This window comes from Streptomyces sp. NPDC086554 (assembly GCF_040686095.1).
Lineage (GTDB): Bacteria > Actinomycetota > Actinomycetes > Streptomycetales > Streptomycetaceae > Streptomyces.
The window spans coordinates 400741-427159 of sequence record NZ_JBFBJK010000004.1; the positions used below are offsets into that span (position 1 = coordinate 400741).

Below are 26419 nucleotides of genomic sequence, written 5' to 3' on the forward strand. Positions count from 1 at the left end.
CGCAACGTGCGCGCGATCACACCCAACGCCCGATGACGCACGGCGTACCGCTCAGTACATTCAAGTAAACCCTCATTAACCTCTCCTCCCAAGGGGCCGTGGCACATGTCTGGAACGACCGGTACCACCTCAGTGATCGTCGCGGGCGCGCGCACGCCCATGGGCCGCCTGCTCGGCTCCCTGAAGTCCTTCTCCGGCGCCGACCTGGGCGGCTTCGCCATCAAGGCCGCGCTCGACCGGGCCGGCATCGGCGGCGACCAGGTTCAGTACGTGATCATGGGCCAGGTGCTCACCGCCGGGGCAGGGCAGATCCCGGCACGCCAGGCCGCCGTCAAGGCGGGCATCCCCATGAACGTCCCCGCGCTCACCGTCAACAAGGTGTGTCTCTCCGGGCTCGACGCGATCGCGCTCGCCGACCAGCTGATCCGCGCCGGCGAGTTCGACATCGTCGTCGCCGGCGGCCAGGAGTCGATGACCAACGCGCCGCATCTGCTCCCCAAGTCCCGTGAGGGCTACAAGTACGGCGCGATCGAGATGCTCGACTCGATGGCGTACGACGGCCTGACCGACTCCTTCGAGAACATCGCCATGGGTGAGTCCACGGAGAAGCACAACACCCGCCTGGGCATCGCACGGCCCGAGCAGGACGAGATCGCCGCCGCCTCCCACCAGCGCGCCGCGGCCGCCCAGAAGAACGGCCTGTTCGAGGCCGAGATCACCCCGGTCGAGATCCCGCAGCGCAAGGGCGACCCGGTCCTCTTCGCCAAGGACGAGGGCATCCGCGCCGAGACGACCGCCGAGTCGCTCGGCAAGCTGCGCCCGGCCTTCGCCAAGGACGGCACGATCACGGCGGGCACGTCCTCGCAGATCTCCGACGGCGCCGCGGCCGTCGTGGTCATGTCCAAGGCCAAGGCCCAGGAGCTCGGCCTCGCCTGGATCGCCGAGATCGGCGCGCACGGCAACGTGGCGGGCCCCGACAACTCGCTCCAGTCGCAGCCGTCCAACGCCATCCAGCACGCCCTGAAGAAGGAGGGCCTGGAGGTCGAGGACCTGGACCTCATCGAGATCAACGAGGCCTTCGCCGCGGTCGCGGTGCAGTCAATGAAGGACCTCGGGGTGTCCTCGGAAAAGGTGAACGTCAACGGCGGGGCCATCGCCCTGGGTCACCCGATCGGGATGTCCGGCGCGCGGGTCGTGCTGCACCTCGCCCTCGAGCTGAAGCGGCGCGGCGGCGGCGTGGGCGCGGCCGCGCTGTGCGGTGGCGGCGGTCAGGGCGACGCGCTGATCGTGAAGGTGGCCAAGGCCTGACGCGTTTGCGCGTGCACACCTTCCCTACGTCTTGGAACGGAGCTGTCTGACATGCAGGACGTCCCCTCCCTGGTGGCGCAGGCCCGCGAGGGCAGGCCGCGTGCCGTCGCCCGGCTGATCTCACTGGTCGAGGGGGCGTCACCGCAGCTCCGTGAGGTCATGGCGGCGCTGGCCCCGCTGGCGGGCCATGCGTACGTGGTGGGCCTCACCGGGTCGCCGGGTGTCGGCAAGTCGACTTCGACGTCGGCGCTGGTGTCGGCGTACCGGCGGGCGGGGAAGCGGGTCGGCGTACTGGCGGTCGACCCCTCCTCCCCCTTCTCCGGGGGCGCGCTGCTCGGCGACCGGGTCCGCATGTCGGAGCACGCGTCCGACCCCGGCGTCTACATCCGCTCCATGGCCACGCGCGGTCACCTGGGCGGCCTCGCCTGGTCGGCACCGCAGGCGATCCGCGTCCTGGACGCGGCGGGCTGCGACGTGATCCTGGTCGAGACGGTGGGCGTCGGCCAGTCCGAGGTGGAGATCGCCTCGCAGGCGGACACGTCCGTCGTGCTGCTCGCGCCCGGCATGGGCGACGGCATCCAGGCGGCGAAGGCCGGAATCCTGGAGATCGGCGATGTGTACGTCGTGAACAAGGCGGACCGCGACGGCGCGGACGCGACGGCGCGCGAGCTGAACCACATGCTGGGCCTCGGGGAGTCCCGCGGCGCGGGGGACTGGCGCCCGCCCATCGTGAAGACGGTGGCCGCGCGGGGCGAGGGGATCGACGAGGTCGTCGAGGCCCTGGAGAAGCACCGGGCGTGGATGGAGGAACGGGGCGTCCTCGTGGAGCGCCGGGCGGCGCGGGCCGCCCGTGAGGTCGAGACGATCGCGGTGACGGCCCTGCGGGAGCGGATCGCGGATCTGCACGGCGACGCGCGGCTCTCCGCTCTGGCGGAGCGCATCGTCTCCGGCGAGCTGGATCCGTACGCGGCGGCGGACGAGCTGGTGGCGACGCTGACGACGGGCTGACCCCCGCCGGGCCTCTCCCGCCCACCCGCCCACCCGTTCACTCCGGAGCATCAAGCCCCGCCCCGGCCCGGGACGCTTCCCGACAGGCCTTTCCCGCCCACCCACCCGATTGCCCCGCAGGGCCGGGCGGGCGGGAAAGATCCGCCGCGAAGCGGCGGCCTGGGCTCCGGCGCGAAGGCGCAGGAACGGGCCCGTCCTCCGCGACGCAAACGGGGCCCGCCCTCCGGGGGAGAGAGCGCGGGCCCCGTGGTTCAAGCGGCAGGTGCGACGTCAGTCGTCCTGGCCGTCGCGGTCGTCGTGGTCGGCGTCATCGTGACCGTCACGGTCGTCGTCACCCAGGTCCGAGCGGTCCGCGGTGACCTTGCCCGACTGGAGGTCCACCTGCCAGTCGGTCTCCGCGCCGTTGCCGGTGACCGTCTCCGCGTCCCAGGCCCCGGCCGTACCGTCGTCGTCCAGGTCCACGGACGTCACCGTGCCCTTGGCCGCCGCGGCCTTCGCCGCGTCCTCGGCCGTGGTGGTGGCGCCCTTCAGGACGGCGGCCACCCGGTCGGCGTCGCCGTCCTCGTCCCGCTCGGTGTGCGAGCCGAGCACCTTACCGGTGCCGGGGTCGACCTGGACGCTGTGCCAGCTGCCGTCCTTGCCGAGCACGTCGACGTCCCAGTACAGGCTGCCGCCGTCCTCGTCGTCCAGCTCTGCGGAGACCGCCGTACCGGACTGCTTCGCGAGCGCCGCCTTGATCGCGTCGGCGGCGGTCACCTTCGAGGCCTCCGTCTCCGCCTTGTTCTCCGCGGCGTCGTCCTGCCCGTCGTCGTCCTTGACCTGGACGCTGGACTGCTTGGCGGCGGTCGACTCGTCGTCGCCGGTGACGGCCATCGCTGTCGCGGTGCCGCCCCCGATCAGGGCCACGGCGGCGACGGTGGCGATGACGATGTTGCGCTTCATGAGGGTTCCTCCCGAGTCGGTCCGACCGCTGAGCGGCCGTTCGCTTTCGACGAGGAACAATCTGGCTGAGTGATGCTGAAGCCAGCCTGAAGGTGCCTGAAGAACTCTTCAGGTTTGCTCTGCGACCCTGAACGCATGCGTTTGTTGATCGTGGAGGACGAGAAGCGGCTTGCCCTGTCGCTCGCCAAGGGCCTGACCGCCGAGGGCTACGCCGTCGACGTCGTCCACGACGGCGTCGACGGACTGCACCGCGCGAGCGAGGGAACGTACGACCTGGTCGTCCTCGACATCATGCTCCCGGGCATGAACGGCTACCGCGTCTGCGCCACCCTGCGCGCGGCAGGTCACGACGTACCGATCCTCATGCTCACCGCCAAGGACGGCGAGTACGACGAGGCGGAGGGCCTGGACACGGGCGCCGACGACTATCTGACCAAGCCTTTCTCGTACGTCGTCCTCGTGGCCCGCGTGAAGGCGCTGCTGCGCCGCCGCGGCAACGCGGGCCCGTCCCCGGTGCACACGCTCGGCGACCTGTTGGTCGACACCGCGGCGCGCCGCGTCTTCCGCGGCGGCGACGGCGACGACGACGGCGACGAAGTGACCCTCACCGCCAAGGAGTTCGCCGTCCTGGAGCAGCTCGTCCTGCGCCGGGGCGAGGTGGTCTCCAAGGGCGAGATCCTGGAGCACGTCTGGGACTTCGCGTACGAGGGCGACCCCAACATCGTCGAGGTGTACGTGAGTGCGCTGCGGCGCAAGCTGGGCGCGCGGCTGATCAAGACGGTGCGCGGCGCCGGCTACCGCCTGGAGGCCCCGCGATGAGACGTCGCTTCGGTTCCGTACGGGCCAGGGCGACGCTCGGCGCGAGCCTCGTCGTCGCGGTCGCGCTGGTCGCGGCGGGCGCCGCCGTGCTGCTCTCGCTGCGGTTCAGCCTCATCGGCGAGGCGGAGGCCGACGCCGATTCGGCCGCCCGGCGGGTGGCCTCGCAGATCACCCCCACCATCGCGTACGACAAGCTGGAGCTGCCCGAGGGCGACGACAACCCCGTGCAGATCGTCGACGCCGACGGCCGGCTGGTCGCGGCCAGCGAGGACCTGGAGCGCATCAGCGGCACGGGCACCGCCGCGGTCAAGCCCGAGCAGGCGTCCCCCGCGCCCGGCGGCGACGATGACGACGATGACGACGACAGTGCGGAGGACCCGCTCGAACAGGGTGAGCTGTCCGACGACAAGAAGTTCACCGACGGCTCGGCGACCGTCGACGGCGAGACGGCGGACTACCGCTTCGCCGCTGTCGAGGTGAGCGTCGAGGGGAAGGGCGATCTCACCGTGTACGCGGGCGGCTCGCTCGAGTCCGAACAGAGCGCGATGTCAACGGCGTTGACGTCCCTTCTCATCGGCTTCCCGCTGCTGCTCGCCGTGATCGCCGCGGTGACCTGGCTGGTCACGCGGCGCGCCCTGCGCCCGGTGGACGCGATCCGCTCCGAGATGGCGGCGATCACCGCCTCGGAGGACCTCGCGCGGCGCGTGCCCGAACCGGACACGCACGACGAGGTCGCCCGCCTGGCCCGGACCACGAACGAGACGCTCGCCGCCCTGCAGGCGTCGGTGGAACGCCAGCGCCGCTTCGTCGCCGACGCCTCGCACGAACTGCGCAGCCCCATCGCGTCGTTGCGCACCCAGCTCGAAGTGGGCGTGGCACACCCGGAGTTGCTGGATGTGGACGGCGCCGTCGAGGACACCGTGCGCCTCCAGGAGCTGGCCGCAGACCTGCTCCTGCTCGCCCGCCTCGATGCCGGGGAGAAGCCCGGCGCGACGCGGGTGGACCTGGCGGCCCTCGCCCGCGAGGAGCTGTCCCAGCGGACGAGGGACCGCGTCGAGGTGCGGACCGACCTGTTGGGCGTCGAAGTCGCCGGATCGCGCGGCCAGTTGGCGCGCGTGCTCGGCAACCTCGTGAACAACGCGCAGCGGCACGCCCGCACCCACGTCACGGTCGCCACCCGGGCCGAAGGGGCCTGGGCGGTCCTTGCGGTCTCCGACGACGGGGCGGGTGTGCCGGAGAGCGAGCGCGAGCACGTCTTCGAGCGCTTCGTCCGGCTCGACGACGCACGCACCCGTGACGACGGCGGGGCGGGTCTTGGCCTCGCCATCGCGCGCGACGTGGCCGAACGGCACGGCGGCACCCTCACGGTCCAGGAGGCTCCCGGCGGGGGAGCGCTCTTCGAACTCAGGGTGCCCCTCGCGCCGCGGGCCGGCTGAGCGTCAGGGCTTGCCCCGTTGCGCGCGCAGGTGTTCCGCGATCGGGGTCAGTGCCTTGTGGAGCTCGCCGAGCGCCTCGGGCGAGATCAGATCGATGAAGTGCCGGCGGACCGAGGTCACGTGGTGCGGGGCGACCTTCTTCATGGTCTCCATGCCCTCGTCCGTGAGCACGGTGTAGAGGCCGCGCCGGTCGGACTCACAGTTCTCCCGGCGGACCAGGCCCGCGTTCTCCATGCGGGTGATCTGATGGGACAGGCGGCTCTTTGACTGCAGCGTGGCGGCCGCGAGATCGCTCATACGCATCCGCTTCTCGTCCGACTCGGAGAGATGCACGAGGATGTCGTAGTCGTTCATGGTCAGGTTGAACGGCTGGAGGTCTTTCTCGAGCTGGTATGTCAGCATCCTGTTGACCTCCACGTGGGTGCGCCAGGCGCACTGTTCCTCGTTGGTCAGCCACTGCGGGGCCGTATCGGTCTCCATGAAATCGATTCTACCTAAGAAGTTGAAAGGTGAACGAATGGGGGCGTGTGACACGCGCCTCTCACCCTCCATGCGACGGAGGGGTACAGGCGTTCGTCGTCACACTCCGCAGACTACCGCTCACAGGCCGAAGCGACGCTGGAGGTCCCCCAGTTGTCCGGGAAGGCGTGGTTGTCCCGGCTGCTGTCCGTGCTGACCGGGAGCACCCCCGGCGCCCGGCACCCCGGCCTGTTGCGGCACCGCGCCCGTCGCCTGGTCGGCCATGAGCATCTCCGATGATTGCAGCAGCACCGTCCCCGCCCCCACGAACTCGAACTGGTGCTCCTCGCCCGAGGTCCCGCCGATGCCGGTCAGCGCCCGCACGCCCCCGATGACCCCCGTCAGGTATCCGTGGTCGTAGTGATGGCAGGGCGAGGGGCAGTCCGCCCAGCCCACGAGGGCCTGCGGATCGACGCGGATCGGCGGCTCCATGAACACCACCGGACCGTTCGACGCGGCCACGAACTTTCCGGTTCCGATCAGGGTCAGAAAGCCCGGAACAATTGATTGCTTCAGGGCGAGAGTTGGCTGAAAAGCGAGGAGGTTGCCCGAGCGAATGGTCAGGTTGCCGTCTTCGAGGTCGTACGAATTCACATCGAAGGCCCGGTCGGCGAGGAGCATCTTGCCCTGGCCCTCCGCCACGACCCAGTCGCTCGCGTGCAGCGGCGAATGGAAACTCGTGCGCACCAGGCGGTCCAGGCGGCCGTGCCCGATGCCGTTGAAGTCGATCGACCCGTAGTAGGCGATCATCTTCCCCTTCTGCAGGAACCACTGGCTTCCCTTGAGCTCCACGCAGAACGTGTACGCGTTCACGTTGTCGTCGCTCGGCAGCGTCATCGGGTCGAAGATCGCGGGTCCGCCCGCGGGCATTGAGGGGGTCACAGCTTGTCCTCCGACGCCTGGACGAACACCGCACCGCTCCCTGACAGCTCCAGCTGGAACGCCTCGCCCGAGCCCCGCCCCACCATGTCGCGCCAACCGAGCGCCGTGGAGAGTTTGTTGCGCACGTCGCCGTGGTGCGCGACATAGGCCTGCGGGTCCACATGCACCGGGCGCTGCGGGGTGATCGGCACCTCGACGACCCCGCCGTGCGCCATGACGGCGACCGCGCCCTGCCCCTTGAGGGTGGTCGTGAACAGTCCCTGCCCCGTGACCTGCCCGCGCACCATGCCCATCACGCCGCCCTGCGAGCCCATGAACATCGTGCCCTGCTGGAGCGTCCCGTCGAAGGCGAGCAGCCGGTCCGCCTCCACGTAGAGGGTGTCTCCGGAGAGGCTGATCACCTGGATGTGATGGCCGCCGTGCCCGAAAAGGACCGTGCCGCTGCCCTCGACCGTCATCAGTGGCGTCGCCTCATTCGCCACCCTCCGCCCGATCATGGACGCGAGGCCGCCCTGCCCGCCCTGGATGTTGGGCGTGAAGGAGACGTCCCCCTTGTAGGCGAGCATGGCGCCGCGCTGGCTGAACAGCTTCTGGCCCGGCAGGACCGTCGCCTCGACCACCTTCGAGTTGATCTCTCGGAAGGGCATGTCAGACATCCCCCGCGATCGTGGTCCGCTCGCTGGGCTGGACGTAGACCAGACCGTCGCCCTCGAAGCGGATCTGGAAGGCCTCGCCGCCGCCCTCGCCCATGAACGTACGGAACGTGACGCCCGACTGGAGGTTCTGGCGGAGGTTTCCCTGATGGGCGATGTACGCCCCAGGGTCCACGGTCAGGGGGTACTGCTGACTGACGCGCAGGACCACCGCGGGGCCGTCGGACATGATCGCCGCCTGGCCCGTGCCCTCCACGGTCGTGGTGAACAGGCCGTTGCCCTGTGAGGCGCCGCGCAGGCCGGTGAAGCTGGTTCCCGTGTGCAGGCCCGCGTCCGTGCAGAGCAGGTTGCTCGACTCGACGAAGAGCTTCTCGCCGCGCAGCTCCACGAGGTTGATCTCCGTGGCTCGGTCGGCGAACCAGCAGGTGCCGTGCCCCTTCACCTCCATCACCGTCATCTGCTCGCCGGTGAGGCGGCGGGTCACCATGCCCCGTATGCCCTCGCCGCCGCCGGACATCTTTTTGAAGGCCATCTGGCCGTCGTACGCGACCATCGAGCCGTTCTTCGCCTTGACGGCGTCGCCGGACATGTCCACGGCGAGCACCCTGCTGCCTTGCAGTCGGAACGTTGCCACGTATCGACGGTAGCCGTCGGATATGGGCTCGGAACAGGGCATCGGCCCCTGAGCGAACCCCGAGAACACCCCGATGTCACAATGGGGGTCGCTTGTGCGCGCATTCACAAGATCGCGGCCGAGCGGCCCGCCCCTCACCCCCTCCGTCCTCCCCCGAAGGTGATCCGTGGACATCAAGACCGCATCCGCACTCCGCCGCCTCCGCCTGGTCTCGGCCCCCGAAGCCGTCTCCTTCCTGCTGCTGCTCGTCTGCTCGGTGCTCAAGCGGACCACGGACTTCAACGCCGTGCCGGCCATGGGCATGATCCACGGCGTGCTCTTCGTCCTCTACGTGCTCTTCTGGCTCGACGCCTGGAACCGCGCGAAGTGGAACGCGAAGACGGCCGCCCTCTACTTCGTCCTCTCCGTCCTGCCGACCGGCGGTTTCTTCGCCGAGCGCAAGCTGAAGCGTGAGGCGGAGGCCGCCGTGATCGCGTCGCGCGCCCGCCGCGAGGGGGTCGTCAGCGCATGATCGTCGCCTTCTCCGTGACGCCGCTCGGCGTCGGCGAGGACGTGGGCGAGTACGTCGCCGACGCGGTCCGCGTCGTCCGCGAATCGGGACTGCCCAACCGGACGGACGCGATGTTCACCTCCGTCGAGGGCGAGTGGGACGAGGTGATGGATGTCGTCAAGCGTGCCGTCGCGGCGGTCGAGGCGCGTGCGCCGCGCGTCTCCGTCGTCATGAAGGCGGACATCCGCCCCGGGGTGACGGACGGCATGACGTCGAAGGTCGAGACGATGGAGCGCCACCTTACGGAGTGACTCCCGCGGACGCACCACACCTGAGAGCCCCCGCCGGCAACGGCGGGGGCTCTTTCGTGTTCCCCCACACCTGTCCCGACATGACACGGCGAGCTTGAGCGACTGCTCAAAACACAGTACGGTCTGCTTAAGCAGTCGCTCAAAAATGCACTGACCTGGGGGTACGTCATGAGTTTGTACGTGGAAGCGCACATAGCCGCCGACCTCGACGAGCTCTGGGCGCGTACGCAGGAGCCCTCCCAGCACCAGCGCTGGGACCTGCGCTTCACCGAGATCGACTATCTGCCGCAGGTGGCGGGGGAGCCGCAGCACTTCCGGTACGCCACGCGCGTACTGCCCTTCCTCACCATCGCGGGCACTGGGATCTCCGCGGGTGAGAAGCGCCGCCCCGACGGCACCAGGACGTCGGCGCTGCGGTTCGCCTCGCCGCATCCGCTGTCGCTGCTCCAGGAGGGCTCGGGCTACTGGCGTTACGTTCCCGCGGCGGACGGCGGCGTCCGCTTCCTCACCGGCTACGACTACCGGCCGCGCTGGGGCCGCTTCGGTGCCTGCGCCGACCGGGCCGTCTTCCGGCCGCTGATGGGCTGGGCCACGGCCTGGTCCTTCGACCGGCTGCGGCTGTGGCTGGAGCGGGGGATCACCCCCGAGCGGCAGCTGCTGCACGCGCTCGGCGAGGTCGCCTTCCGCGCCGGCTGCGTGCTCGCGGCGGTGCTGGCCGCACCTGTGGTGGCCCTGGCGGTGCTGGCCCTCGCGTTCCTCGTGCCGCCGCTGCCCGTGACGCCGGCGGCGCGCCGGTGCCTTCGTACGCCACCGCCACGCACGCGTGCGCCCCGCATTCTGACCACTCTCCAGGAGCAGCAGTCATGACGCCGTCGATCTTCCGCACCGTCCTCGGCCCCGACTTCGAACGGCTGCACCCGCAGCTCCAGCGCCGCTTCTCAGTGGGCCTCGCGAGCGGTGAGGCGTGCACGGGCCGCGGGGTGATGGACCGCATCTGGCACGGCGGGGACTTCGTGAAGCCCTTCCTGGCCGTCGGCGGCACGCGCAACATCCTCGTCCCGAGGGTGGGCCGGAACATCCCCTTCACCATCGAGAACGTGCCGTACACCGACTCGTTCGGCCGTGAGACGGTGACCTTCGTGCGCACCTTCGACCTGCCGGGCCGCTCCCGGCGCTTCGACGCCCAGATGGTCCTCGGCCCGGGTGGGGACCGGATCCTCGACTACTTGGGAACCCACCAACACCTGGCGAGCGATCTCCACCCGCGGGTGGAGCCGGACGGGTCGCTGCTCATCCGCTCCGGAGAGCACCGCTTCCGGGAGGGGCCGGTGGACGTCCGCGTTCCCGGGCTGATCGGCGGCGATGCGGAGGTCCGCGAGTCCTTCGACGACACGACGGGCCGCTTCCGCATCCAAGTCCGGGTGGTGAACCGGCACTTCGGGCCGCTCTTCGGGTACGAGGGTTCCTTCACGGCCACGTACGCCGATGTCCGCGTCTGCGGTGTACGGGCGGGCCTTCGCCCTGTCCGCGAGGAGGCTCGGGCGTGAGCGACGACACCAAGACGAAGCTGCTCGAAGGCACCTTGCGCACGCTCATCGATCAGGGCATCGCCAAGACGTCGGCGCGCACGATCGCGGCTGCCGCCGGGGTGAATCAGGCGCTGGTCTTCTACCACTTCGGGTCGGTGGACGAGTTGCTGGCGGCGGCGTGCCGGTACGGGTCGGAGCAGCGGGTGTCCCGCTACCGGGACCGCCTGGCGGCGGTGTCCTCCCTCGCCGAACTCCTGGAGTTCGGGCGGGAGATGCACGTGGAGGAGCGGGCCGCCGGTCATGTCGCCGTGCTCGGCCAGTTGCTTGCCGGGGCCCAGACGCAGCCGCGTCTCGCCCCCGCCACGGCGGCGGGCCTGGCCCTCTGGATCGAGGAGATCGAGAAGGTCCTGACCCGGGTCCTTTCTGCAACCCCCCTGGGAGAGTTCACCGACCCGTCCGGGCTTGCCCGGGCGGTGGCGGCGTCCTTCGTAGGGATCGAGCTGTACGAAGGTGTGGATGCCGATGGGGCGAACAGGGCGCTGGACGCATTGGAGCAACTGTCCCTCCTGGTGACGGCAGTTGAGGACCTGGGCCCGCTGGCCCAGCGTGCGTTCCGCCACCGCCTGCGCCGGGCGCGGCCCTGACGCTGCCCTGCGCGCACTCCGTAGCCACGGGCGCCGAGATGCGGTGCGCCGTCGCAGCAGGTCAGATGGCGCCGCTGGAAGATCCTCGCGGTCATCGGCCTCACCCATCATGGTCGCCGGCGCCAGTGGGTGGTGACCTCGTACGCCATGGCCTTCGGCGCCCTCCTGCTGCTCGGCGGGCGGGTGGCCGACCTGTGCGGGCGCCGGCGAGCCTTCCTCGTCGGCCAGATCGGGTTCGCCGCCGCCTCCGCGCCGGGCGGCGCCGCGGCCACCTTCGAGGTCCTGGTGACGGCCCCGCCCTGCCCTCGCCGCCGGCTCCGCAGCCGCCTACCTGGCGGGCAGGCGGCCCACGCCCGACGTCGAGGCGCGGGCCGCCCTGGCGAGCAGCCGAACACCTGGCCTCCGCCGCGCTGGTACGTGCCGGGCTTGCCCTGCACGGCGCCCGTGGTGATCTTGTCGTCCCCGTGGTCGCCGTGGACGGTGACCATCGAGTGGGGTGAGGGTGTCCCGGTGGTCAGGACAGGTCGTGGCGCAGCGGAGTGAGCTGCTCGATGTCGTAACGGGCCCGCAGTTCTTGGATCGCCGCGGAGTCCGGTGGTTCGCCGGTGTCGAGCAGGGTGAGGAGCTCCTCGAAGTACCGCTCGTGATCCGGTGGTGGTGAGGCCTGGAAGAACATGCGGGCCGGTTCGCCCGTGGGGTTCGCGAAGGCGTGCGGGCAGCCGGGCGGAACCACGATGACGGTTCCGGGAGTCGCACGGACGACCTGGCGGCCGTCGAGTGCCCGCCACTGCCGCCAGTCGTCCCCGGTGCGGACGCGCGGCTCGAACGCCATCACGTCAAGTTCGCCTTCGAGGACGTAGAACAGCTCTTCGCTGCGCGTGTGCAGGTGCGCCCCGACATCGAAGCCGGGCGGTACGACGACCTCGAAGCTGGAGCTCACCCGGGAGTGCTCCCCGGTGACCTTGAAGGTGACCTGCTGGGCGGCGGTGATCAGGGTCCGGCCGTGGCCAGGGGGGACGAGCAGTCCCGGACGGACGAGGTGCGCGGTCATGACCAGGTCACGGGGAGCCCCTCGGGCCCTCGGATAAGTGCTCCGGGGCGCCAGCGCAGTTTGTCCGGGGGGACGGTGAACCGCAGCTCCGTGAACCGGTCGAGCACCGCTTCCATGAGCAGTTCGGACTCCAGGCGGGCCAGCACGGCGCCGGGGCAGTAGTGCGGTCCGTACCCGAAGGAGACGTGCGGGTTGGGGCTGCGGTCGAGCCGCAGCTCGTCGGGGTCGGGGAAGACCTCCGCGTCGCGGTTGGCGGCGAGGTAGGAGACGTAGACCGCTTCACCCGCGCGGATACGGTGGCCGGCGATCGTGACGTCTTCGAGGGCGATCCGGGAGAGTCCGACGGCGTTGCGGTGCGGGATGTAGCGCAGGAGTTCGTTGAGCGCCGAGGGGCGCAGCTCGGGTGTGTTCCGCAGCCGATCGAGCAGGTCCGGCCGGGTGAGCAGGATGTAGACCATGTTGCCCACGTTGTTGGTGACTGCCTCGCCACCGATCTGGATGAGCAGGGCCAGGCCGGTGGCTTCCTCTGCGGTGACCTCTCCGCTTTCGACGGCCTTGACGAGGAGCCCGATGACGGTGTCACCGCCCGTTCCGCGCCCCTCGCGCAGGCGTTCACCGAGGTAGGCCAGCATGTCCGTCTTGGCCTGCTCGCTGCGTTGCGCGCCTTGGGCCGATGACAGGATCAGGGCGGTCCATGAGTGCACCGTGGGGCGGTCGGCCTCCGGAATGCCCATCAGCTCGCATACGACGGCGAGGGGGAAGGGTGCGAGCAGGCGCTTGGTCAGGTCCGCGGGCGGTCCGTCACGCAGCATCCCGTCGACGAGTTCGCCGAGAATCTCCCGAGCCCGCGTACGAAGGCGCTCCACACCGCCGGCGGTGAAGGCCCCGGCGACGGCGCGACGCAGTCGTGTGTGGTCGGGCGGGTCCTCGAAGCCGACCGCGCCGGGTGCGGGGATGAAATGGGGGGCCAGACGGGTGACATCGTGCTCGACGACCAGCTTGCGGCTGAACCGGGGGTCGTTGGTCACCATCCGCACGTCGTCGTACCGGCAGACGAGCCAGGCCCACCCGCTTCCGTTGGGAAGCTTGATGCGTGTCACCGGCCCCTCCCGCATCAGTCCGGCGAGGACGGGGTCGAAGTCGACCCCGTCCAGGTCCTGGGCGGGCCAGTGCGTGATGGGTGGCTGCGAGGTGTCGGGGCCGTCCCTCAGCATCGTTCCGATTCCTCCGTGACGCGGTCTCTCGCCTGCGTGGTCTCGCCTATGGGGTCTCTCGCCCCGTGGTCCAGTTGCCCAGTGCGACCTCGGCGGTGATGCCCGGGCCGAACCCTGCCAGGAGGCCTCGCGCGGTGTCGGGGGTGCCGTTGTCGTCGAAGAGCCGGCGCAAGGCGTCCAGGACGACGGCGCTCGCGATGTTGCCGTACTCGGTCAGTGTGGCCCGGCTGAAGCGGAATGCTTCGGCTGCCACACCGAGGTACTTGCTGAGGTCGTCGAGGATCCGCGGACCACCGGCATGGATGATGTAGAAATCCAAGGCGGCGGCGTCCCAGCCATGTGCATGGGCCAGCTGCTTCAGCACCGGGGCGAGCGGCTCCATGGTGCCGGGAACGCGTCGGTCGAGCCTGAAGTGGAACCCGGTGGCCTTGACTTCGTACGCGATCCAGTCCTCCGTCCGGGGAATGATGTACGAGCCGTTGCGCCGCAGTTCGATGCCGGTGCCGCCGCGGCCCCGGACGACAGCGGCAGCCACACCATCACCGAACAGGCCGTTCGAGAGGAGATTTCCCACCTCCAAGTCGCTCGGCTGATAGCACAGGGAGCAGAACTCACAGGCGACTATCAGGGCGTTCGCCTCGGGGTAGGCGGTGCAGAAGTCATGCGCGCGGTTGACCGCCGCTCCGCCCGCCGCGCACCCCAGCTGGGCGATGGGCAACTGTCGCGTGTCGGTGCGGAACCCCATCGCGTTGATCATCCACGCGGTCAGCGACGGCATCATGAAGCCGGTGCACGACACGTACACGATCAGGTCTATGTCCACCGGGCGCATTTCCGCGTCGGCCAGCGCCTGACGCACCACCGCCGGCACCCGTGCCTTGGCCTCGGCTTCGTACACGGCGTTGCGCTTTTCGAAGCCGGGGTGCGCGAGTATCTCCTCGATCGGGCGTACCAAGTGCCGCTTCGCGACGCCGGTGTTCTCGATCAGCCGCAGAGCCAGTTCGAGCTGCGGATGGTCCGGATGAACGTACCGGGCCAGGTCGAGGGTCTGCTTCATGGTGATCACGTGCTCGGGTACGGACACCGTTGGTCTGCACAGAGTCGCCACAGTGGCTCTCCTTTCCTGTTTCGACAAAGCCTCACGGACCCGTGCGCAATGCGCGCGCGGGACTGATCCGCCGGTGACTGGGGGCCAATCCGGTGACGCTGGGCGACGCGGGCGGCGGATCGAGCGACGAGAGGGAAGGCATGCCGCAGTCGATATCCCGCGGAATCGACCGCTGGGGGCGGCAGGAAAGCTGACATCGAAGCAGGGAGATGAAGCATGACGTCAGACCCGCGCACGGCCCTCGGGCCGCAGACGGAACCGGCTTCCGACGAGACGGTCCACTGCTGGGGCCTTGACGACTTCGAGGGCCTCGAGTTCGACCCCTTCCTCAGCGACCGGCTGCGGGACGAGCAGGCCACTCGGATCCAGTTGCCGTTCGGCGAGGGCAGCGCCTGGCTGATGGCGCGCTACTCCCATGTCAAGGCGGCGACGACCGACCCGCGCTTCAGCAGGGAGGAACTGGTCGGGCGTACGGTCACCAGTTCCTCCCCGCACGCGATCGCCTCCCATCAGGCGTCCCTCGACTACGCCGACCCGCCACGCCTGAGCGACATGCGCCGCGTGGTGGCACGAGCGTTCACCGGCAGGAGCATGCAGAAGCTCCGGCCGTCCGCGCAGGCCACCGCCGACAGCCTCCTCGACGCGATGGAGCGGCACGGCTCACCGGCGGACCTCGTGGAGCACCTGCACGGCCCCTTCCCGCTCGCGGCCGTCGCCGACCTGCTGGGAATGGACCAGGACATGCGGGAGGGCATGACGTCCTGGGCGAACCTGACCATGACTCCCGGCCCGGCCCCCGAGCGGAGCAGCGACGCCGGAAGGACCGTCCGTGAGTGCGTCGTCAGTCTGCTCGCCCGGCGGCGCGAGGAGCCGGGCGACGACCTGGCCGGGGTCCTCGCCGCGGCCTCCGACGCCGGTGAGATCACGGAGCCGGAGGCCATCTCCCTGGCCACCGCCATCCTGGTGAGCGGCGCACACGCCGTACGCAACAACAGCGCCAACATGGTCTACGCCCTGCTCACCCATCCGCGGCAGCTGGAACGGCTGCGCGCCGAACCGGACTTGATTCCGCAGGCCGTCGACGAGCTGCTGCGCTACATTCCGCACCGCAGCGGAGTGGGCCTCCCGCGGATCGCCACGCAGGACCTCGAGATTGCCGGTGTCGTGGTCCGGGCCGGCGAGGCGGTCTACTCCTCGTACCTCGCGGCCAATCGCGACCCCGAGGCCTTCCCGAACCCCGACACGCTTGACTTCGACAGGGGGCCCATCGCCCATATGGCCTTCGGGAACGGCCCCCACCACTGCGTGGGCTCGATGCTGGCCCGGATGGAATCCGAGATCATCATCGCCACTCTGCTCGACCGCTACCCCGCACTCGCCCTTGCGGTGCCGCCCGAGCGGATCGAGTGGAAGACGGGTGGCCTGATCCGCGGGCCCAAGACCCTGCCGGTGTCCTGGTGATAGGCCACCACACGATCAAGGTCGTCGGAGGCAGCCCGAACCACTTGGAGCTGGCTGCCCTCACGGCGGTCTTCATCGCGCTGATACGCGGTGCCCAAACCCTGCGCGCCCCGCACTCCGCTGGTGCCCATCGCGCCTGGTGGGATCACAAACCGCCGTATGTCCCCGCACACTCCTGGCGCTCCAGGCAGGCGCCCCCTCCGCGCTGACACTCCACAGCAGGAGCGGGCCCGCTCCGCAACCCCGGTGAAACCGCTCGCCCCAAAACCGCTCACACGGCCGAGTCCGGTTCGACACCCGGTGGAAACTCCCTTTTTGTATGGGTATTGGCTTGTTCACACCAGAACCTGCCATCGCCAGATCATCGAAGACCTGGAGGCGCTGTGCGGTCGGAGGGCTATGACTACGAAACCCACAGCACACTCGCCGGGCCAATCACCGAGCCGGACGGCGGCGACTGCTATCGGGTGCAGTACACCAAGCTCCTCTCCAACGAGCCGCACCGAATACGAGCCGTCTTCCTCATGACGCTCGCCCCCGTCCTCACCGGCCTCCTCCTCGTCTATCTCGTCTGGCCGACCCACTGGACGGAACGCGAGGGCGCCGACAGCTGGCTCATCGGCCTCGACATCACGATGCTCATGGCGATCGGGCTCATCGAGCTCTTCATGCTCGTCAATGTCATATCGATCGCCCACGCGACGATGGTGGCGAGAGACCCGATACCCGTTGTCCCCGAGCCGGGCACGCGGGTCGCCTTCCTCACCACGTACGTCCCCGGCAAGGAACCCTTGGCCATGGTCCGCGCCACCCTCGAGGGCGCGACCCGGATACGCCACACGGGACCGCTCGACATATGGCTCCTGGACGAGGGCGACGACGACGAGGCCAAGGCCCTCTGCGTGGAGCTCGGCGTCCGGCACTTCACCCGCAACGGCGTGCCCGCGTGGAACCGCGAGAAGGGCGTCCACAAGGCCCGCACCAAGCACGGCAACTACAACGCCTGGCTCGCGATGCACGGCGGCGGCTACGACTTCTTCGCCTCCGTGGACACCGACCACGTCCCGCTCCCCAACTTCCTTGAGCGGATGATGGGTTACTTCCGGGACGAGGATGTCGCGTTCGTCGTCGGGCCGCAGGTCTACGGGAATTACGACAGCCCCGTCACCAAAGCCGCCGAGTCCCAGCAGTTCCTCTTCCACGCGCTGATCCAGCGCGCGGGCAACCGCTACCGCGCCCCCATGTTCGTCGGCACCAACAACGTCGTACGGATCAAGGCGCTCCTCCAGGTCGGCGGCCTGTACGACTCGATCACCGAGGACATGGCGACCGGCTTCGAGCTGCACTGCCACACGAACCCCGTCACCCGGCGGCACTGGCGGTCCGTCTACACCCCGGACGTGCTCGCCGTCGGCGAGGGGCCCGCTTCCTGGACGGACTTCTTCACCCAGCAGATGCGCTGGTCGCGCGGGACGTACGAGACGCTGTTCAAGCAGTACCGGAAGGCGCTGTTCACGATGCCGCCCGGCCGGCTGTTCTCGTACACGATGATGCTCGTCTACTACCCGATGACGGCCGTCAACTGGCTGCTCGGCGTGCTGAGTTGTGTTCTCTTCCTGTGGTTCGGGGCGTCCGGTACGCAGGTCGCCGCGTCCGTGTGGCTGATGCTCTACAGTGACGCCGCAGCGCTCCAGATCGGGCTCTACCTCTGGAACCGGCGGCACAACGTCTCCCCGCACGAGCCCGAGGGCTCCGGGGGCCTGGCCGGCATGGCGATGTCCGCGCTCTCCGCGCCCATCTACGCCAAGTCGCTCGGCGCCGCCCTCCTGCGCCGCCCGAGCCGCTTCGTGGTCACCCCCAAGGGCGACGACACGAGCCCGGACCGGGTGCTCACCTTCCGCATCCATCTCTTCTGGGCGGCCCTGCTCGCCACCTCGCTGGCCGCCTCGTTCGTGCTCGGCCATACCCATGCGGCGATGCGCACCTGGGCCGTCCTTGCGCTGGCCATCTCGCTCGCCCCGATCACGATCTGGGCCTTCACGCTGATCAAGGAGCGCAAGGGAGGCAAGGTACCTGTCGAGGCCCGGCAGCAGGCGCGCCGCCTCGGAGGCAAGGACGCGGAAGGCCTGGTCGCCACGGGCTCGGACGGCGATCCGGAGCCGGCATTCGCCACCGGTACGACGACAGGAGGGAACTGACCCATGGCCTACCGGCCCTCGCAGCGGACGAAGAAGACACTCCTCGGAGTCGGGGCGGGTGCGCTGCTCGTCGGACTCAACGCACCGGCGGTGCTCTCCTTCGCAGAGCAGCAGTACTACGAGTACAAGATCGCCCAGCCCGGCTACAAGGCGAAGTACGGTTCCTGGAAGCAGATCGGTATTCCTGACCGGTACCGCACCAATGCCATCCACGCGGCGCTCCTGCACACCGGCAAGGTCCTGATCGTCGCGGGCTCCGGCAACGAACAGAAGAAGTTCGACAAGGGGTCCTTCGACACGATCCTCTGGGATCCGAAGACGGACATCTTCAAGAAGATCGCGACCCCCGAGGACTTCTTCTGCTCCGGGCATGCCCAACTCCCCGACGGGCGCCTCCTGGTGGCGGGCGGCACGGCGCGCTACGAACTCCTCGACGGCGAGATCGAGCGGGCCGGCGGCGGCATGCGGGTCAAGAACGAGAACCCCGACAAGCCGCTCGTCCTGAAGAAGGGCACCCGCTTCCGCTCGCCCTCCGGCGTCGAGTACGTGAGCAGGTTCGACGTCAACGTGCCCAAGGCCAAACGGGACTTCAAGATCACGTACTCCAAGCCCGGGGTGATGCAGCCCTGGAAGACGACGGTCAAGGCCAGCGAGGCGCGCGTCTTCGTGGAGGCCGTCCAGAAGGGCGAGCAGTCCGTCAACGAGAAGACCGCGCAGTACGAGATCGAGGGCCTGACCGGCAAGGAAGCGGACAACGCCTACGGGATCGCCGAGAAGATCACCATGGACAAGCAGGACTTCCAGGGGATCAAGGGGGCCTACGAGTTCGACCCGAAGGCCGAGAAGTACATCCCCGTCGAGCCGATGGAGAAGGCCCGTTGGTACCCGACGCTCGTCGGTCTCGACGACGGCAGAGTGCTCGCGGTCTCCGGGCTCGACGACGTGGGCATGATCGACCCGGGCGACAACGAGATCTACGACCCGAAGACGAAGAAGTGGACCGACGGGCCCAAGCGCTACTTCCCGACCTACCCCGCGCTCTTCCTCACCAAGGGCGGCAAGCTCTTCTACCCGGCGTCGAACGCGGGCTACGGCCCCGCCGACAAGGGCCGTGCCCCTGGGCTGTGGGATCTGAAGACCAATAGGTTCCAGAAGATTCCCGGGCTCGTCGATCTCGATCAGACCGAGACGTCCGCGTCCGTGCTGCTGCCGCCCGCGCAGGACCAGAAAGTGATGATCCTTGGTGGTGGCGGTGTCGGTGAGTCCGAGAAGGCGACCCGGCGCACGGCGGTGGTGGACCTCAAGGAGGACAGCCCCGTCTTCCGGACCGGGCCCCAACTCCCGCAGGGAACCCGGTACTTGAACAGCGTGATCATGCCGGACGACTCGGTGTTCACGTCCAACGGCTCCTCGGACTACCGGGGCCGCGGCGCGAGCAACATCCTCAAGGCGCAGTTCTACGACCCCAAGACGAACGCCTTCAGCGAGGCGGCGTCACCCAGGGTGGGCCGCAACTACCACTCCGAGGCGCTGCTGCTGCCCGACGGCCGCGTCGTCACCTTCGGCTCGGACCCGCTCTTCGACAACCAGGAGAACACCAAGCTCGGCCACTTCGAGCAGCGCATGGAGGTCTTCACGCCGCCCACCCTGCACAAGGCCGGCAAGGACCGCCCCGTCCTCGGCAAGGGCCCGAAGGTACTGGCCGCCAACGGCCGTGCGACGTTCCGTACGCGAGACGCGGCGAAGATCGCGTCGGCCCGGCTGATGCGTCCGAGCGCGGTGACGCACACGACGGACGTGGAGCAGCGGTCGATCGCGCTCGGGCTCACCAAGGGCAAGGGTTCGGTGACGGTGGACGTGCCAAGGGGCGACACCGCGCTGGTGCCGCCGGGCTGGTACATGCTGTTCGTGACGGACCGGAACGGCACGTCGTCCGAGGCGAAGTGGATCCATGTGAAGTGAGGCGCCCTGTGCCGGGTCAGGCGTCCTTGGCGTTGCGCGCAAGACCCAGCGCGTAGTCGGGCCACCACTGGCCGGCCGCCGGGCCGCCCCGGCACGGTCCGTCCGAGTCGCCGGGACGCTTGATCCACAGGGCCGCGTCGAGCAGCGCGTCGCCCGTCTTGTCCGTGGGCGGGGTGCCGAGGCCCCGGCCCGGCGGATTGCACCAGGCGTCCTCGCGGTCGCCGGCCAGCGGCCCCTTGCCGTTGCGGCTGGTGTCCATCACGAAGTGCTTGCCGCCGACCGTCCCCGACAGAGTGCGCCCGTACGCCATGATCGTCTCGTCGCTCTGGAAGTTGGAGACGTTCAGCGAGAAGCCGTCGGCCTGGGCGATCCCGGCCTGCTGGAGCGGTTCGGTGAGCTTGGTCGCCTGGTCGATCCAGCCGGGGTTGCCCGCGTCCAGATAGACCTTCACCTGGGGCTGCCGCTTGAGCCGCTGGATGGCTTCGGAGAGCAGTTGGTAGCGGTCGGCGTGGTACTCGGCGGGCGTGCAGCCGTCCACGATGTGCGGGATCGCGTCCGGCTCCAGGATGACGAGGGCGGGGCCGTTTCCGATCGTCCCCGCGAACTTGTCGATCCACTGCCGGTAGAAGTCGGAGCTGTGCGCGCCGCCCGCGGAGTGCTGGCCGCAGTCGCGGTGCGGGATGTTGTAGGCGACGAGCACGGCGGTGCGGTCGTCCTGTGCGGCACCGTCGACGGCGGCCTTGATGTCGGGCGCCGGGTCGTCGCCCGCGGGCCACACCGCCATCGGCTGCTCGGAGATCCGCTTGAGCGCGGCGGCGTCCTGGGTGCGCCCCTCCTGCTCCCACTGCTCGACCTGCCGGGCGGCTGCGCTCTCCGGGTCGACCCAGAAGGTGCTCTCGGGAGGCCGGTCGGCGGTGGAGCGGCCTGCTTCGGCGGCCGGCTTCTCCTTGCCGGACCCGGAGCCGGACGAGCAGCCCGTGAGCCCGAGGGCCGTGAGGGCCGTGAGTGCCGTGAACGTACGGAGCAGCCGGTGCATCCAGACCCCTTGGGCGACGGTGACGCGTCGCGGCAATCGTTACATAATGATCGAATACGGTTCGGTTACGACACCGGGACCGGCCTCAGATCGCCTCAGATACCGCCACTCGCCAGCGCGATGCCGAGCGGCGTCCGCTCGTACAGGACTTGATGCCCGTACCGCCGCGAGACCAGCAGACCCGCGTCGCGCAACGTGCCCAGGTGCGCGGACACGGACGACGGGGCGAGCCCCAGGCGGTGGGCCAGGGCCGATGTGGTGGCGGGTTCGGCGAGCGCGGCGAGGACGGTCGCCCGGCCGCGGCCCAGGAGTCGTACGAGCGCTTCGGAGGTGTGCTCCGTGGGCTCGGTCCACAGTCCGCCGATGCCGCGCGCGGGGTAGACGAGGGTGGGCTGCCAGGGCGGATCGTGCCCGCCGACGACGTCCGGCCAGCCGAAGACACTGGGCATCAGGACCAGGCCCTGCCCCGCCAGGTCCCGCACGTGGTCGGCACTGCGCGCGACGGTGAGCGTTCCCGAGTCCCAGCTGAGCCTCGAATCGAGCTCACCGAGGAGGGCGCCGAGGCCGACCTCCGCGAGCCTGCGCGAGTGATAGGTGACATCGGCCTCCAGGAAGGTGCGAAGGCGCGGCCAGTCCGGCTCGATCAGTGCGTGCCAGACGGCCTCCAGCGCGTCGGAGAGTTCCCGTACGGAGCGGGCGGGGTCGGCGAGCAGCGCTCGCCCCTGCGGGGAGTCCGCGGCCCCCGGTGTGCAGGCGAGAGCCCGGGCCAGATCGTCCCGCGCGGCGCCGGGGTCGGCCGCGCGTACGGCCGCGATCTCCTGCCCGAACGTGGCGGCGGGCCCGATCGGCGGCGGCCCGAGGAAGTCCGGGGTGTATCCCCGCTGCGGCATCAGCAGCCACAGCGCCGCCAGTTCGCGTTCGAGCCCATGGCCCGCCTCGCGGATCCGCCGCAGCCACTGCGGGTGGTAGCCGTGCCGGTCCGGCCGCTTCAGGGTGCGCACGGCCTCCTGCGTCTCCCACAGAGGCGACAGCGCGAACCGGCACCGCAGCAGGTCGTCAGGCCCGAAGTGCAGCCGGTTCACCATGCCCGCTCACCCCCCCCGATTCGCCTGGAGCCGAAACTCTAGGGCTAGGGCACGCGCGCGTGCAGGGTGCGGACATGCCCGAAGAGAAACCCACCGGCTACCGCCGTGTCTTCGCCGTCCGCGAGTTCCGCACCGTCTTCCTCGCGCACGCCCTCTCCCTGCTCGGCGTCATCGTCAGCGAGGTCGCGCTGACCGTCCTCGTCTACTCGCTCACCGGGTCGCCGCTGCTCAGCGCCCTCACGTTCGCGCTCGGCATGCTGCCCTACCTGATCGGGGGGACGCTGCTCTCCGGGATCGCCGACCGGTATCCGCCCCGCCGGGTGCTCGTGCTCTGCGACCTGCTGTGCGCCGGGTGCGCGGCCCTGATGGCACTGCCCGCGACGCCCGTCTTCGCGCTGCTCGCGCTGCGATGCGTCATCGCCGTCGTATCGCCGGTGTTCAACGGGACGCGGATGGCGACCCTCACCGACATCCTCGGGGACGGCGATCTGTTCGTGCTCGGGCGCTCCCTGCTGCGGATCGTCTCGCAGAGCTCCGTACTCGTCGGCTTCGGCCTCGGCGGCGTACTGCTGACCTTCGTGCCCGCGCGCGGGGCACTCGTCATCACCGTCTGTACGTTCCTGGCGTCGGCGCTGCTCCTGCGGCTCGGCACGCGGCGCAGGTCCGCCCGCGGTGACGGCGGCACCGCGCTCGTCCGCTACTCGCTCGGCGGCGCGCGGCAGATCCTCGGCGACCGCCGGATCCGTGCGCTGCTGCTTCTGCTCTGGGCGCCGCCGATGTTCATGGTCGCCCCGGAGGCGCTCGCCGCACCGTACTCCGACGAGATCGGCGCGGGCGTCGCGGGCGTCGGCCTGCTGATGTGCGCGCTGCCGGTCGGCACGATCGCCGGCGAGCTGTACGCCGGGTCCGTACTCTCCGCCGGCACCCGCGCCCGCATCGCCCTGCCGCTCGCCTCCGTCACGCTGCTGCCGCTCGTCGTGTACGCCGTGACGCCGGGCCTGGTCTGGGCGATGCTCGCCCTCGCGCTCGCCGGGGCCGGGTCCGCGTACACCCTGGGCCTCGACCGCTGGTTCGTCGACGCCGTCCCGCAGGAGCTGCGCGGGCGGGCCATGACCGTGCACACGGCCGGGCTCATGACGATCCAGGGGGTCGGCATGGCGCTCGCCGGGCTCGCCGCCGAGTTCTTCGCGGTGAGCACGGTCGTGACGGGCGCGGGCGTCCTTGGCACGGTGTGCTGCCTGGTCCTGGTGGTGGAGGTCCGGGCCACGGCTCGTACCGCTCCCGCCGGATCCAACGATGTACGGGAACAGCCGAGTGACGTGCGGGAACAGGCGAGTGACGGACGGGAACGGGCGACCGAATTGCGAGACGGGGCTGACCAGCATGTGACCGGCGGGTAAGGTCTTTGGCGTGCCGAAGCCGCTCAGCCTTCCCTTCGATCCCATCGCCCGCGCCGACGAACTCTGGAAGCAGCGCTGGGGATCGGTCCCGGCCATGGGTGCGATCACCTCGATCATGCGGGCGCACCAGATCCTGCTCGCCGAGGTCGACGCGGTCGTCAAGCCGTACGGACTGACCTTCGCGCGCTACGAGGCGCTGGTTCTGCTCACCTTCTCGCAGGCCGGCGAGCTGCCGATGTCGAAGATCGGCGAGCGGCTCATGGTCCACCCCACGTCGGTCACGAACACCGTCGACCGCCTGGTGAAGTCCGGCCTCGTCGACAAGCGCCCGAACCCGAACGACGGGCGCGGCACGCTCGCCTCCATCACGGAGAAGGGCCGCGAGGTCGTCGAGGCCGCCACCCGCGAGCTGATGGCGATGGACTTCGGGCTCGGGGTGTACGACGCGGAGGAGTGCGCGGAGATCTTCGCGATGCTGCGGCCGCTGCGGGTCGCCGCCGAGGACTTCGAGGAGCAGTAGGCGCGCGGCGGAACCGGGGGCGGGGCCGCCGGAAGATCGCGCAAATCGGGCCGATACCCTCGAACGCATGAAGAAGACCGTGCTGACCCGTTACCGGGTGATGGCCTACGTCACCGCCGTCATGCTGCTCGTCCTGTGCACCTGCATGGTGTTCAAGTACGGCTTCGACAAGGGCGAGGGTCTGACGCTGGTCGTCTCCCAGGTGCACGGCGTCCTCTACATCATCTACCTGATCTTCGCCTTCGACCTGGGCTCCAAGGCGAAGTGGCCGTTCGGGAAGCTGCTCTGGGTGCTCGTGTCCGGCACGATCCCGACGGCCGCGTTCTTCGTCGAGCGCAAGGTCGCGAAGGACGTCGAGCCGCTGATCGTCGACGGCTCCCCGGCCACCGCCAAGGCGTAACCGCACCGCCACGGAGAGACCCGTGGCGGTGAGCCATCGACATTTACTAGGACGTCCTAGTAAATTCGAAGGCATGGACGCTGACGCCATCGAGGAGGGCCGCCGTCGCTGGCAGGCCCGGTACGACACCGCGAAGAAGCGCGACGCGGATTTCACGACGCTCTCCGGCGACCCGGTCGAGCCCGTCTACGGGCCGCGGCCCGGGGACACCTATGAGGGATTCGAGCGGATCGGATGGCCCGGCGAATACCCCTTCACCCGCGGACTCCACGCCACCGGCTACCGCGGCCGGACCTGGACCATCCGCCAGTTCGCCGGCTTCGGCAACGCCGAGCAGACGAACGAGCGCTACAAGATGATCCTGGCCAACGGCGGCGGCGGGCTCTCCGTGGCCTTCGACATGCCGACCCTGATGGGCCGGGACTCCGACGACGCGCACTCGCTCGGCGAGGTCGGGCACTGCGGGGTCGCCATCGACTCGGCCGCCGACATGGAGGTCCTGTTCAAGGACATCCCGCTCGGTGACGTCACGACGTCGATGACGATCTCCGGACCCGCCGTCCCCGTCTTCTGCATGTACCTGGTCGCCGCCGAGCGGCAGGGCATCGACCCGGGCGTCCTGAACGGCACGCTCCAGACGGACATATTCAAGGAGTACATCGCCCAGAAGGAGTGGCTCTTCCAGCCCGAGCCGCACCTGCGCCTCATCGGCGACCTCATGGAGCACTGCGCGCGCGACATCCCCGCGTACAAGCCCCTGTCGGTCTCCGGCTACCACATCCGTGAGGCCGGGGCGACGGCCGCGCAGGAGCTCGCGTACACCCTCGCGGACGGCTTCGGATACGTCGAGCTCGGGCTGAGCCGCGGCATGGACGTCGACGTCTTCGCGCCCGGGCTCAGCTTCTTCTTCGACGCGCACCTGGACTTCTTCGAGGAGATCGCCAAGTTCCGCGCGGCGCGCAGGATCTGGGCCCGCTGGATGCGGGACGTGTACGGCGCCAAGACCGACAAGGCCCAGTGGCTGCGCTTCCACACCCAGACGGCGGGCGTCTCGCTCACCGCGCAGCAGCCCTACAACAACGTCGTACGCACCGCTGTCGAGGCGCTCTCCGCGGTCCTCGGCGGCACCAACTCCCTGCACACGAACGCCCTCGACGAGACCCTCGCGCTGCCGAGCGAGCAGGCCGCTGAGATCGCGCTGCGCACCCAGCAGGTGCTGATGGAGGAGACCGGCGTCGCCAACGTGGCGGACCCGCTGGGCGGTTCCTGGTACGTGGAGCAACTCACCGACCGCATCGAGGCCGACGCCGAGAAGATCTTCGAGCAGATAAAGGAGCGCGGGCGCCGGGCGCACCCCAACGGGGAGCACCCCATCGGGCCCATCACCTCCGGGATCCTGCGCGGCATCGAGGACGGCTGGTTCACCGGCAACATCGCCGAATCGGCCTTCCAGTACCAGCAGTCCCTGGAGAAGGGCGACAAGCGGGTCGTGGGCGTCAATGTCCACCACGGGTCTGTCACCGGTGACCTGGAGATCCTGCGGGTCAGCCATGAGGTCGAACGCGAGCAGGTGAAGGTGCTGGGTGCTCGCCGGGAGGCGCGGGACGATGCGCGGGTTGCGGCCTCGCTCGACCGGATGCTGGGTGCCGCGCGCGATGGGTCGAACATGATCGGCCCCATGCTGGAGGCTGTGCGTGCCGAGGCGACCCTCGGGGAGATCTGTGACGCGCTGCGGGACGAGTGGGGGATTTACACCGAGCCGCCGGGGTTCTAGTCCGGGTGGGTGTCAGGTTCACGTAGTTGGGTAGG

At 69.7% G+C, this 26419-nt stretch carries 27 protein-coding genes and 1 pseudogene; 18 read left to right on the forward strand and 10 right to left on the reverse strand.

Annotated elements, in window-relative coordinates; translation table 11 throughout:
• Positions 1–105 precede the first annotated feature (105 nt).
• Together AB0O76_RS09105 and meaB are read left to right on the forward strand one after the other, a co-directional pair.
• On the forward strand, positions 106–1308 hold the full coding sequence (locus tag AB0O76_RS09105; RefSeq protein ID WP_365486956.1) for an acetyl-CoA C-acetyltransferase: 1203 nt from the start codon (positions 106–108) through the stop codon (positions 1306–1308).
• A 51-nt stretch (positions 1309–1359) separates the two neighbouring features.
• On the forward strand, positions 1360–2316 hold the full coding sequence (gene meaB / locus AB0O76_RS09110) for a methylmalonyl Co-A mutase-associated GTPase MeaB (protein ID WP_365486958.1): 957 nt from the start codon (positions 1360–1362) through the stop codon (positions 2314–2316).
• Between the two features lie 270 nt (positions 2317–2586).
• Here the strand turns inward: meaB and AB0O76_RS09115 are convergent, their stop codons facing one another.
• Complete coding sequence (locus tag AB0O76_RS09115) at positions 2587–3258, reverse strand: PepSY domain-containing protein (RefSeq protein WP_365486960.1); 672 nt, start codon at positions 3256–3258, stop codon at positions 2587–2589.
• Positions 3259–3393: 135 nt separating this feature from the next.
• Here AB0O76_RS09115 and AB0O76_RS09120 point away from each other — a divergent pair, with 135 nt between their 5' ends.
• Positions 3394–4077, forward strand: coding sequence for a response regulator transcription factor (locus AB0O76_RS09120; RefSeq protein WP_365486962.1), 684 nt, complete (start codon positions 3394–3396; stop codon positions 4075–4077).
• Positions 4074–5513 (forward strand): HAMP domain-containing sensor histidine kinase, encoded by a 1440-nt coding sequence (locus tag AB0O76_RS09125; RefSeq protein ID WP_365486964.1) that lies wholly within the window; start codon positions 4074–4076, stop codon positions 5511–5513. The genes AB0O76_RS09120 and AB0O76_RS09125 overlap by 4 nt, the downstream gene beginning before the upstream one ends.
• A 3-nt stretch (positions 5514–5516) precedes the next feature.
• On the opposite strand, the gene AB0O76_RS09130 is transcribed toward AB0O76_RS09125, so the two are convergent.
• The 4 genes from AB0O76_RS09130 to AB0O76_RS09145 form a co-directional block, all read right to left on the reverse strand.
• Positions 5517–5993, reverse strand: a complete 477-nt coding sequence (locus tag AB0O76_RS09130) for a MarR family transcriptional regulator (RefSeq protein WP_266870842.1) — start codon at positions 5991–5993, stop codon at positions 5517–5519.
• A gap of 120 nt (positions 5994–6113) precedes the next feature.
• Entirely contained in the window at positions 6114–6902 is a 789-nt protein-coding gene (locus AB0O76_RS09135; protein WP_365487111.1) for an AIM24 family protein, read from the reverse strand.
• A gap of 8 nt (positions 6903–6910) precedes the next feature.
• Complete coding sequence (locus AB0O76_RS09140; protein ID WP_365486967.1) at positions 6911–7561, reverse strand: AIM24 family protein; 651 nt, start codon at positions 7559–7561, stop codon at positions 6911–6913.
• Between the two features lies 1 nt (position 7562).
• On the reverse strand, positions 7563–8201 hold the full coding sequence (locus AB0O76_RS09145; protein ID WP_365486969.1) for an AIM24 family protein: 639 nt from the start codon (positions 8199–8201) through the stop codon (positions 7563–7565).
• 166 nt (positions 8202–8367) lie between these two features.
• Here AB0O76_RS09145 and AB0O76_RS09150 point away from each other — a divergent pair, with 166 nt between their 5' ends.
• From AB0O76_RS09150 to AB0O76_RS09175, 6 genes and pseudogenes are all read left to right on the forward strand, one after another.
• Positions 8368–8712, forward strand: coding sequence for a DUF3817 domain-containing protein (locus AB0O76_RS09150; protein ID WP_365486971.1), 345 nt, complete (start codon positions 8368–8370; stop codon positions 8710–8712).
• Positions 8709–9002 carry an MTH1187 family thiamine-binding protein gene (locus tag AB0O76_RS09155; RefSeq protein ID WP_365486973.1) on the forward strand — a complete coding sequence of 98 codons (294 nt, stop codon included), beginning with the start codon at positions 8709–8711 and terminating at the stop codon, positions 9000–9002. The genes AB0O76_RS09150 and AB0O76_RS09155 overlap by 4 nt, the downstream gene beginning before the upstream one ends.
• A gap of 168 nt (positions 9003–9170) precedes the next feature.
• Positions 9171–9869 (forward strand): hypothetical protein, encoded by a 699-nt coding sequence (locus AB0O76_RS09160; RefSeq protein ID WP_365486975.1) that lies wholly within the window; start codon positions 9171–9173, stop codon positions 9867–9869.
• On the forward strand, positions 9866–10549 hold the full coding sequence (locus AB0O76_RS09165) for a DUF4166 domain-containing protein (RefSeq protein ID WP_365486977.1): 684 nt from the start codon (positions 9866–9868) through the stop codon (positions 10547–10549). The genes AB0O76_RS09160 and AB0O76_RS09165 overlap by 4 nt, the downstream gene beginning before the upstream one ends.
• Entirely contained in the window at positions 10546–11175 is a 630-nt protein-coding gene (locus tag AB0O76_RS09170; RefSeq protein ID WP_365486979.1) for a helix-turn-helix domain-containing protein, read from the forward strand. The genes AB0O76_RS09165 and AB0O76_RS09170 overlap by 4 nt, the downstream gene beginning before the upstream one ends.
• Before the next feature lie 120 nt (positions 11176–11295).
• Positions 11296–11469 (forward strand): annotated as a pseudogene (locus AB0O76_RS09175) (MFS transporter); the annotation flags it as partial.
• A 220-nt stretch (positions 11470–11689) separates the two neighbouring features.
• Here AB0O76_RS09175 and AB0O76_RS09180 read toward each other — a convergent pair.
• From AB0O76_RS09180 to AB0O76_RS09190, 3 genes are read right to left on the reverse strand one after another with little or no spacing between them, the layout of a single operon-like run.
• Positions 11690–12226, reverse strand: coding sequence for a cupin domain-containing protein (locus AB0O76_RS09180; protein WP_365486981.1), 537 nt, complete (start codon positions 12224–12226; stop codon positions 11690–11692).
• Positions 12223–13440: a cytochrome P450 gene (locus tag AB0O76_RS09185; protein WP_365486983.1), complete on the reverse strand. Its 1218-nt coding sequence runs from the start codon at positions 13438–13440 to the stop codon at positions 12223–12225. Before AB0O76_RS09185 ends, AB0O76_RS09180 begins: the two co-directional genes overlap by 4 nt.
• A gap of 46 nt (positions 13441–13486) precedes the next feature.
• Entirely contained in the window at positions 13487–14575 is a 1089-nt protein-coding gene (locus AB0O76_RS09190; protein ID WP_365486985.1) for a type III polyketide synthase, read from the reverse strand.
• A gap of 189 nt (positions 14576–14764) precedes the next feature.
• Here AB0O76_RS09190 and AB0O76_RS09195 point away from each other — a divergent pair, with 189 nt between their 5' ends.
• The 4 genes from AB0O76_RS09195 (at position 14765) to AB0O76_RS09210 (ending at position 20169) form a co-directional block, all read left to right on the forward strand.
• Entirely contained in the window at positions 14765–16009 is a 1245-nt protein-coding gene (locus AB0O76_RS09195) for a cytochrome P450 (RefSeq protein ID WP_365486987.1), read from the forward strand.
• On the forward strand, positions 16006–16218 hold the full coding sequence (locus AB0O76_RS09200) for an acyl-CoA carboxylase subunit epsilon (protein ID WP_365486989.1): 213 nt from the start codon (positions 16006–16008) through the stop codon (positions 16216–16218). The genes AB0O76_RS09195 and AB0O76_RS09200 overlap by 4 nt, the downstream gene beginning before the upstream one ends.
• Positions 16219–16392: 174 nt before the next feature.
• Positions 16393–18207 carry a cellulose synthase catalytic subunit gene (locus tag AB0O76_RS09205; RefSeq protein WP_365486991.1) on the forward strand — a complete coding sequence of 605 codons (1815 nt, stop codon included), beginning with the start codon at positions 16393–16395 and terminating at the stop codon, positions 18205–18207.
• Positions 18208–18210: 3 nt separating this feature from the next.
• Positions 18211–20169, forward strand: a complete 1959-nt coding sequence (locus tag AB0O76_RS09210) for a kelch motif-containing protein (RefSeq protein ID WP_365486993.1) — start codon at positions 18211–18213, stop codon at positions 20167–20169.
• Positions 20170–20185: 16 nt separating this feature from the next.
• On the opposite strand, the gene AB0O76_RS09215 is transcribed toward AB0O76_RS09210, so the two are convergent.
• Positions 20186–21205 carry a glycoside hydrolase family 6 protein gene (locus AB0O76_RS09215; RefSeq protein WP_365486995.1) on the reverse strand — a complete coding sequence of 340 codons (1020 nt, stop codon included), beginning with the start codon at positions 21203–21205 and terminating at the stop codon, positions 20186–20188.
• A gap of 95 nt (positions 21206–21300) precedes the next feature.
• Positions 21301–22290, reverse strand: a complete 990-nt coding sequence (locus tag AB0O76_RS09220) for a DUF5937 family protein (protein ID WP_365486997.1) — start codon at positions 22288–22290, stop codon at positions 21301–21303.
• Positions 22291–22364: 74 nt separating this feature from the next.
• On the opposite strand from AB0O76_RS09220, the gene AB0O76_RS09225 reads away from it, so the two are divergent.
• From AB0O76_RS09225 to AB0O76_RS09240, 4 genes are all read left to right on the forward strand, one after another.
• Complete coding sequence (locus AB0O76_RS09225) at positions 22365–23690, forward strand: MFS transporter (RefSeq protein ID WP_365486999.1); 1326 nt, start codon at positions 22365–22367, stop codon at positions 23688–23690.
• Positions 23691–23700: 10 nt separating this feature from the next.
• A complete protein-coding gene (locus AB0O76_RS09230; RefSeq protein WP_266870860.1) occupies positions 23701–24210 on the forward strand; it encodes a MarR family transcriptional regulator in 510 nt (169 codons plus the stop codon).
• 67 nt (positions 24211–24277) lie between these two features.
• Positions 24278–24610, forward strand: a complete 333-nt coding sequence (locus AB0O76_RS09235) for a DUF3817 domain-containing protein (protein ID WP_365487001.1) — start codon at positions 24278–24280, stop codon at positions 24608–24610.
• Positions 24611–24683: 73 nt separating this feature from the next.
• Positions 24684–26384, forward strand: coding sequence for a methylmalonyl-CoA mutase family protein (locus tag AB0O76_RS09240; protein WP_365487003.1), 1701 nt, complete (start codon positions 24684–24686; stop codon positions 26382–26384).
• Positions 26385–26419 lie beyond the last annotated feature (35 nt).